Raw genomic sequence first — 9,407 nt, 5'->3', positions numbered from 1 at the left:
AATATACCTCTAAAGGCTTCAAACGTAAGCTAGATGCGGCAAAGATGACACAAAGCATGTCACGAGTGGGTCGTTGTATTGATAATGGACCCATGGAGTCCTTTTTTGGGACACTGAAATGTGAGAAGTATTATTTACATAAATATAAGACATTTGAGGAACTTACTACCGCGATAGATGCGTACATCCATTTTTATAATCATGAAAGATACCAAAAAAGATTAAACGGCCTTAGCCCTATGGAATATAGAGCGATGGCCGCATAAATCTTTTTTATTATTTCCACTGTCTACTTGACAGGGGGCAGTTCAGTGTGATAACGGGGCACTTATTTATTTCACAAACGAAAAAAAACTAAAAATAAGTGCGTCACGAAGAAAGCTGGAACGGATCTACGCAAGTATTTATCGTTGCCAGCTATTCTTTAACCAAAAATCTTAACACTTTTTCATGCTTCCTCTTCTAAAAGACATGACATGCACTGCGATTTGGCGGTATAATAGTTAGATACTCGAAATAATTATTCATAGTTAAAGCCTAATGAAAGGGGCATTATGCATGCGTCGTATTCTTTCTTATCTATCTGCCTATAAGCTTGCGGTAGTAATAGCCTTCTCATTAATGTTACTAGAGTTAGCGGTTGAACTCACTTCACCCATCTTTATGGCCCGTATTATTGACCAAGGGATTTTAGAAAATAATAGTGAGCAAATATTTTTTTGGGGCGGGATTATGGTTGCTGTCTCTATTATCGCCTTCATTGGTGGTATTATTAATTCCTTCTATGCCGCTCGAGCTAGTCAAAGTGTTGGCTACGATATAAGACAAGCACTCTTTGCAAAAGTTCTGGCCTTTTCATTTAATAACCTAAATAAATTCCCCACTTCATCACTGATTACTCGACTTACTAATGATGTGATGCAAATTCAAATGTCGATTTTTATGGGGCTAAGAATTGCATCTCGTGCTCCATTACTTCTAGTTGGTAGTGCACTCATGGCCTTTATAGTCAATTGGCGCTTGTCTCTTATCCTCATTTTCACCATACCTTTGTTAGTTTTTTTTATGATCTGGATTATGCGTGTTGGGACAACCTTATTCAAAGTTGTGCAGGAACGATTAGATCGTGTTAACAACGTGTTAAGAGAAAACCTAACAGGTATTAGGTTAATAAAGGCCTTTTTACGTCATGACTATGAGAAAAAACGATTTAATACCGCCAATAAGTCGTTAAAAGATATGACTATTCATTCGCTTCGAATTATGGAGCTAGGTGGACCCATTATTATTTTTGTCATGAACAGTAGCATCTTAGTTATTCTCTGGTTCGGTAATCAGCAAATTACTAATCAAATGATTAATGTTGGTGAGGTTGTTGCAATTATTAATTATGCGACAAGAATGATGCAGGCAATTTCCATGCTTTCGTTTATTCTATTAGGCTATGCTAGGGCACAGGCTTCTGTTAATCGAATTGGTGCTGTGTTAGATGAAGAAATTGATCTCGCTGATGGTCAGAAACAGCTCCGGCAAGCTACCCAAACTGTTGCCCATATTACATTTAAAGAGGTGTCGTTCCACTACAAAGAGCAACAAGTAAAGGCGCTTAATGAAATAAGCTTTAACGCATACTCTGGTGAAACCATTGCGCTCATTGGGGCAACAGGATCAGGGAAATCGACCCTATTTCAACTGATCCCGCGACTGTATGATCCCACTGGCGGGCAAATTCTTTATTACAACCAACCCATTCACACACTAGCACTGGAGCAATTGCGTAATAAGATTGGCTATGTACCACAAGAATCAAGATTATTCTCTGGTACTGTAAGGGAAAATATCCTCTGGGGTAAGAAGCAAGCAACATTGGAAGAAGTGATTGAAGCAGCTAAGGGTGCACAAATCCATGAGACCATTATGCGTCTACCAAATCAATATGAGACAATACTCGGGCAAAGAGGGGTTAATTTATCTGGCGGGCAAAAGCAACGCCTCTCAATTGCTCGAGCCTTGATCCGGAAGCCTGAAATCTTGTTGTTGGACGATAGCACCAGTGCATTAGATATGAAAACAGAAGCAAGAATATTGCGGGCAATTAAGCAGCTCTCCTGCACTACCTTTATTATTACTCAAAAAATGTCTACCTTAATGGTGACTGATCAAATTATTCTACTGGAGAATGGACAGCTAGTTGCCCAAGGCGATCACGAAAGTTTATTAACTGAGGACTCACTTTATCAAAAGATTTATCAATCACAATATGGTACTGAGGTGAAACGCAATGGCTAAGCATAGACCACAACAGCTACAGCAAACAACACGCACACAGATTAAAAAACCATGGCCAACAATTAAGCGTTTATGGCGCTATTTGTCAGTCAGAAAAGCATCAATTTACTTGGTTCTGCTTGCGGTTTTAGTTAGCTCATTACTTACTCTATTAGGTCCCTATTACCTCGGTTATGCAGTTGACCATTATTTAATTGAAGCTGACCAAGCTGGCCTATTCCGCTTACTTCTTTTATTAGCAGTTATCTATTTATTAACCTCTGTTGCTTTATGGTTACAAAACTTTATTATGATCAAGATTGCCCAACAAACCATCTTTTCGATGCGCAACCAACTTTTCAGCAAGCTACACCAGCTTTCTATCCGTTTTTTTGATGAACGTCAAGATGGCGATATGATGAGTCGATTAACGAATGACTTAGAGAATGTCAGCCAAACCCTGAACAGCTCAGTTATTCAAGTCTTCTCAAGTGGCTTAACACTAATTGGTACAATTATATTAATGCTTTACTTAAGCCCACTTCTAACAGTCATTACTTTAATGATCTTACCTATTCTGTACTTTGGTATGAACTGGATTACGAAACGAACACGGCTATTATTTAAAGAGCAACAAAAGCATTTAGGTGAATTAAACGGATTTATTGAAGAAACCATTTCTGGACAAAGTGTTGTCAAAATTTTTTCACAGGAAGAAACAGTGCTGAGGACTTTTGCCCAAAAAAATCATGCACTGCGAGAGGCTGGTTACCTTGCACAGGCCTATTCAGGCTTTATTCCTAAGTTAATGAATATGTTAAATAACTTAGGGTTTGCGATTATCGCCTTTTCAGGTGGCATCCTTGCCATCTATCAACTCGTTTCAATTGGCATCATTGTTACCTTTACTCAGTATTCAAGACAATTCACCCGTCCCTTAAACGATTTAGCAAATCAATTTAATACACTACTGTCTGCAGTAGCAGGCGCTGAGCGTGTTTTTGAAATTCTGGATCAACCGATTGAACAAGAGCAAGCAGGCCAACCATTAGGGAGCATTAAAGGTGATATTACCTTTAATCAGGTTTCCTTTTCTTATCAGGATAGCCAAACCATTAGCAATATCTCCTTCTATGCAAAGGCGGGCCAGACAATAGCCCTAGTTGGACCAACTGGAGCGGGAAAAACAACAATTATCAATTTACTCAGTCGGTTTTATGACCCAGATCAAGGAACAATCATGATTGACAGTCATGATATTACGAACGTAAGTCGGGCTTCTTTACGAACAAAAATGGGCTTTGTTCTGCAGGACCCGTTCTTATTCAGTGGGTCCATAAAAGCTAATATTCGTTATGGTAGATTAGAGGCCACTGACCAAGATATTGTCGAAGCAGCTAAACAGGCCAATGCTGATCGATTTATCAGTGCCTTGCCACAAGGCTATGATACTGAATTAAGTGCGGATGGTAATGGGATTAGCCAGGGACAAAAACAGCTATTATCTATTGCCCGGGCAATACTAGCTAACCCGGATATCCTGATCCTAGACGAGGCAACCAGTAGTATTGATACGGTAACGGAAATCAAGATTCAAAGTGCCCTTCATCGTTTAATGGATGGGCGAACTAGTGTTGTTATCGCGCATCGATTAAATACAATTCAACAAGCTGATCATATTTTTGTATTAAATGAGGGCGCTATTATTGAAGATGGAACACATGAAGAGCTTCTTAGTCAGCACGGTTTTTATTATGAGCTCTACAATGAACATTTTGAAGAGAGAATTGGCTAATAGCTTAATGTTTAATAGTTTAGATAAAAAGGAATGGCTAAATAATAGGTTGAATAAGGGGGATTGATTATGAATAGAAAGATCTTATTTACAACTATTATTATCCTAATTATTGCTGGTACAGCTTCAGTTGTCACTGTTTTACTATTTAGTAATCCAGCGATGGAAACAGCAAGTGATCATCAGTTGTCATTAACGACGGAAAAGCAAGCAGTTGTCGTTAATCCAGATGTACTTATTGAGCCGTTCGATGAGCGTCAAGCATCCGAAATCATTCGTGCCTACCAACAAAGCTATCAAACCGTGATTGATGATGTTGAAGAGGATGGTTATGAATTAACTACCTATCAATCCATTGACGATATTCAAGTTTTATTTGAGGATGTCATGACCGCTGAGCACGCCCAACAAATGCTGGAAAGTTTTATTGTTGAGGATGACGGTGGTATCTACATTATCCCTTCACAAGGGATGACTTTTATTGACCCCGAGCAAGATTTCGCGATTGAGCAGATCTCTGAGACTGCCTACATGTTATCACAGAACGTAGCAAATGAATTAATTGGTCAGGTTGAACTTAGCTATCGGATCGAATGGCACTTATCACAGTGGCTCATTTCAGCAGAGGAAATGAGTGAGATTGAACCTATTTCACTTGAGGAGCGAGCAGATCAGGTCATACGTTTATTAATCGAGCGAGACTTCGACCGACTTGCTCAACTCACTGATGAACAAGGACTCCTTTTCTCTCCTTATGTTCATATTGCTGATCAAAGTGTGCAATTTGTGCAACAGGAGCTTAGTCAGTTTGACCAGGACCAAGAAAGCTATACATGGGGAAGCTACGATGGTAGTGGAAATCCAATTGACTTAATCCCAATGGAATATTTTGAACAATTTATCACTGTTGAGCCTCTCGCTGTTCCAGACGATATTTTTATTGATGAAGAAAGTCAGCACGGTAATTCAATTAACAATATTAAGGAAGTCTTCCCTGAAGCAACCGTTGTTGAATACCATCACGAGGGAAGCGAGGAAGAAGCAGGTATTGACTGGTTTAGCTTGCATATGGTGTTTGAAGAAGACCAGCTTGGGGATTGGCGCTTAGTTGCCCTAATTTCAGATCAATGGACAATTTAGCAAAAAGGACTAGGATAAAAACCAAATATTAACACTGCTTATCCCAACAGTCTAATTGCGCATTGGTAAAACACATCAAAATTACCACGAATGAGCTTAGCTGTCACTCTATTTTTGTTTGCGGTGACCAATCCTCCTATTACGCAAAGAATTAGAGACGAAATCGCACAACCTGATATGCTGAACATAAAGATAACGGACGCTTAAGCTAGGCGCCCGTTATCCGTAAATTGTCTTTTAGATTTTAGATTGTTTCCATCTTTCTCTTTTTCAGCAATACGGCGGTGCCAATACCAACGATCACTACACCGATTAAAATCCAATTAAATATTGCTGTTGCTGTATTAGGTAAAGCCTCACCGCTTTCTGATCGAGATTGATCATCGTTTTGATCGGTAGGTAGACCCTGATCATCATCAATTGGAAAAGCTGAATCATCGTCAGCTAAGACTGTAAAGGTAGTAAAATGATCTGTTGATCCCGTTACCCTACCATTTGTGTAACTACCGCCAATACGTTCCCATGTATCCTCATTAGTTAAATAATAAATGCCTAGTTTTTCGGTATTAGAAACGGCATTCTGATTCACCGCAAAGGACAAACCAATTGCTTCTTCAGAAAATTGAGAAACAAGACCATCCTGATTAGTAATGGTTAAATCATAAACTTGGCTAATTGGATTGTCTATCTCAGTGAGATTCTTAATTGTAAAAGCTAGCAATTCGCTTGAGCTAAAATTAATTAGTGGCGTAGTTATTGTTAAATCAGTTGTAATAATTTCAAGATATGCTTGTTTCACTAATAGTTGCTGAAGCTGATCGGTAGCTAATACTAATGTATATACATCCTGATCAAGTTCTGTTATGTCAACCGTTAACACACCGCTATCGGCAAGTTGTTCAATGAAACCCGCTTCAACCTTAATTTCTCCTGCTTCAATAAACCAGTCGGCAGTAACTTGAGCAAATTCTAGCTCAGTTTCTGGATCGTCGTCTTCATCAGGATTCTCTGGTTCAGTTTCTGGATCTCCCTCTTCATCCGGATTCTCCGGTTCAGTTTCTGGATCTCCCTCATCTTCTGGGTCCTCTGGCTCTAACTGTTCATCCTCTTCGTGAATCACAATATCTGACGCTCCACGAGGCTTGAGCTGAATCGCACCGTTAAACTGACTTGAAATACCGGTAACATCAATAATATCTCCAGCTTCAAAGTCAAAATCACTAAAAACTAACCCAGTTCGATTATCTACTCGAACAAGAACTGTTTCACCATCTGCTTCAGCTAGAAACTCAAATGTCCCAAAATCATTGATCTCAGTTAAATTTGATAGTGTAACACCCTCAACCGTGACCAACTCGGCCTCGTTCGCAGGTCCGATTTCAGCTGGTGTTACCAATTGCGGATCAGGTATTCGATCGTCTCCAATAATAGTTAGCTGTGTAAGGTTAGAAATTTGTAGTTCTCCATTATAAGTACTCTTCTCACCAACAAGCTGGACAATTGATCCAGCAGCAATGTCTAAATCAGATTGAAACACATAAATACCCGCTGTTTCATCCTGTAAGTAAAAGCCTTTGCCGCCCCAAGAGCCACTATCACTGGTAACGATGCCGTTAAGCTTAACCTGCTCACCATCCGCTTGTTCTCTAGCTTCGGAAATAGTCAAGAGCTCTGGCTCTGGAGTAGCTTCTTCCTCTACAAATTGAAAGGTCGATGGATTTCTTAAACCAGGCACACTAAAGTAAAGTTCTAAATCACCTGTGATTTGGATTGGTTTACCTAAATTTTCAGGATGATCGACTAAATTTAATGCGGTTCGGATTGCGCTATTTGGTAACTGGATCGGTAAAATACGATCCATATTACGTTCATTAGGAGAATCTGCCAGCATCAGGTTTGTTGCAACAAAGTCGCCATCAAATTGGCCGGTCATTGTCCCAACAATATAGCCTTGAACAGTAGCCTCACCTTGATTATTTGCGATTGCCTCTGCCACAGAAATGTAGTCATCATCACCAGGCTGCTCTGAGCCAAGATCATTTATCGTAATTCTACTTCCCTCTTGATAGTCAATTGGATCGGCTTGATTAGACACATAAGCTACTACCGTCTCCCAAACCGTCTGGTTGTCATTAGTCATTGTTTCCGTTCCTAAATTATAAAAGCTACTGCCATGCATGTAATCATTGTATGCAACAGCAAAAGTGGCTTCTTCATCAAGTGGCGATCCATCTGGCCAAGTTAATTCAACATCAATAAAACGGTTGTTTTGCTTAATCAATTGATAATGAAGTCCTGATGATTGGAGATCGACACCACCATGATAGTTTGACTGTTCCAGGATCACTTCCTTCAAACGAGCTAAGTTGGTTTCAACCACCTCAACTTGATTACCGAATTGATCTAAAAATTCAATCTGGCTATCGGTAATAACTCCAGCAGGGATCGTACCAGTAACAGATGATCCATTTAACAGTGCAAAGTCAGCATCTGTTGCGGAACGGATTGCATCTGTATATAGGTTCCCTAACCCTGAATCTCCTATCTTATTATTCTCAGCAGACAGACCATTCTCAGTTGCTCCAATTGGATCACCTTCGATTGGTGCATCTGTTACTTCAATTGCAATTCTCTCATTAGCATTATAATTAATTGCTTGTCCGTTTTCAGTTAAATGGTTTGCATAAGTAATCATTGCTTCCGTCATTAAACCCGATAAAGCTTCAATAACAGTACCTTGAAAGTCATAGCCACTTCCACCAGTACCAATATAATCACCAACTGCTACTTGATAAGTTTGCTCATCTTCAATGGGTTCACCGTCAACATACAATTCAGCGTCAACAAAACGGCCGGTATTGTTTGTCAAAATAGTATAATGTAAGCCAGCTGTTTGTAAATCTACTGTGTTGCGTCGGCTATAAGAATAGCTAATAACTTCTTTAATAGCGGCGCCAGTCATTTCGAATTTCATAATTTCATTAGCAAATGGTTCAATTGTATAAATATCATTGACAGTAATTGGACCAACCGGAATGTTTGCTCGAATACCGCCATTATTAGTTAAAGCAATATCAGCACCGGTATAGTGACGGATGGCATCTGTCCAGAAATTCCCTAGTGAACTATCAACATTGCCGCTTCGATTGAGACCAGATTCAGTATAACCAATTTCTTCTGATAGGAGATCTTCCATTTCTGCATTAAATTGATTAACAGATGCTTCGACTTCTTCATTTACTGCTGTTAAATTTGCTACACTTTGTAAGGAGCCACTAACTAACTCTACTTCTGTACTGACAGGGTCATAGCTTAATGTGATATTACCAATATTGGTACCATTTGCACCTGTCTGAGCAATTGGTGTACCATTAACAATAGCTGGTTGATTTAAAGTCGTGTGACTATGCCCGCCAATAATAAGATCAAAGAAATCTACTGCTTCTGCAAGCTGCCGATCAACGTTATAGCCAATATGTGTTAGCGCAATTAAGATATCTGTTTCGTCGGCCAAATAAGCATATTCTTTGGCTGTCTCGATAGGATCATTAAATTCAAGCCCAACAATGTTCGAAAGAGCCGTAGAAGGTGGTGTTTCTGTTAAAGAAAAGACACCAACAGTTAAACCGTCAAGCTCAAATAGATAATAAGGCTCTGGTTGGGGAAACTCAACCTCTGTCTGATCAGTCACGACCGTATTCGCACTCAACCATGGGAAAATAGATTGATTCATTCGCTTAACTGTCTCTTCCTGCCCATAGTCAAATTCATGATTACCAATTGCCATTGCTTGAAGATCAAGCTGGTTTAACAAGGATATAATCGGGTAACCATATTGTAAATCAACAACCGGATTCCCGCTAAAGATATCTCCGGCATCTAAATAAAGGGAATGAGTAGCTGCTTCACGCTCTGCTTCTATATAAGCTGCAATTTTTCCAAAATCATTAATCTTAGCATGAATATCATTAGTATGAAGGACGGTTAACTCAATCTTCTCGCTATCCTCAGCTTGAACGGGTAATGGATAACTCCCGAGCAAAAGGGTGAACAACAGTAAAAACGTTAAAAAAAGACTGGTAAACTTGTTGGTTACTTGTCTGGTTAGCATCGAATCAGCTCCTAATTTTTTTTTAGAAAGTCAGTCACATAAGCGCCTAATTATGCAACACATTTAAAGCCTAACAACAAAAGATGAAGTGTA

Annotated in this window: 5 protein-coding genes; 4 read left to right on the top strand and 1 reads right to left on the bottom strand. The window is 39.4% G+C overall.

Annotated features, from left to right (window positions below):
• From BM000_RS09155 to BM000_RS09140, 4 genes are all read left to right on the top strand, one after another.
• Positions 1 to 266: IS3 family transposase (locus BM000_RS09155; protein ID WP_143063917.1), on the top strand; the 266-nt coding region annotated here is incomplete at its 5' end.
• A 292-nt stretch (positions 267 to 558) separates the two neighbouring features.
• A complete protein-coding gene (locus BM000_RS09150; RefSeq protein ID WP_091497142.1) occupies positions 559 to 2,289 on the top strand; it encodes an ABC transporter ATP-binding protein in 1,731 nt (576 codons plus the stop codon).
• Entirely contained in the window at positions 2,282 to 4,063 is a 1,782-nt protein-coding gene (locus BM000_RS09145) for an ABC transporter ATP-binding protein (RefSeq protein WP_091497139.1), read from the top strand. The genes BM000_RS09150 and BM000_RS09145 overlap by 8 nt, the downstream gene beginning before the upstream one ends.
• A 69-nt stretch (positions 4,064 to 4,132) precedes the next feature.
• The gene (locus tag BM000_RS09140; RefSeq protein WP_091497135.1) at positions 4,133 to 5,203 is read left to right on the top strand and encodes a hypothetical protein; all 1,071 of its coding nucleotides are present in this window, start codon (positions 4,133 to 4,135) and stop codon (positions 5,201 to 5,203) included.
• 244 nt (positions 5,204 to 5,447) lie between these two features.
• On the opposite strand, the gene BM000_RS09135 is transcribed toward BM000_RS09140, so the two are convergent.
• Positions 5,448 to 9,314: a 5'-nucleotidase C-terminal domain-containing protein gene (locus BM000_RS09135; RefSeq protein ID WP_091497132.1), complete on the bottom strand. Its 3,867-nt coding sequence runs from the start codon at positions 9,312 to 9,314 to the stop codon at positions 5,448 to 5,450.
• Positions 9,315 to 9,407 lie beyond the last annotated feature (93 nt).

Origin of the sequence: Amphibacillus marinus (assembly GCF_900110345.1) — a bacterium.
GTDB classification, from domain to species: Bacteria; Bacillota; Bacilli; order Bacillales; family Amphibacillaceae; genus Amphibacillus_D; species Amphibacillus_D marinus.
Note: the sequence above shows the minus strand (reverse complement) of the source record. Positions and strands in the feature narration are given on the sequence as shown.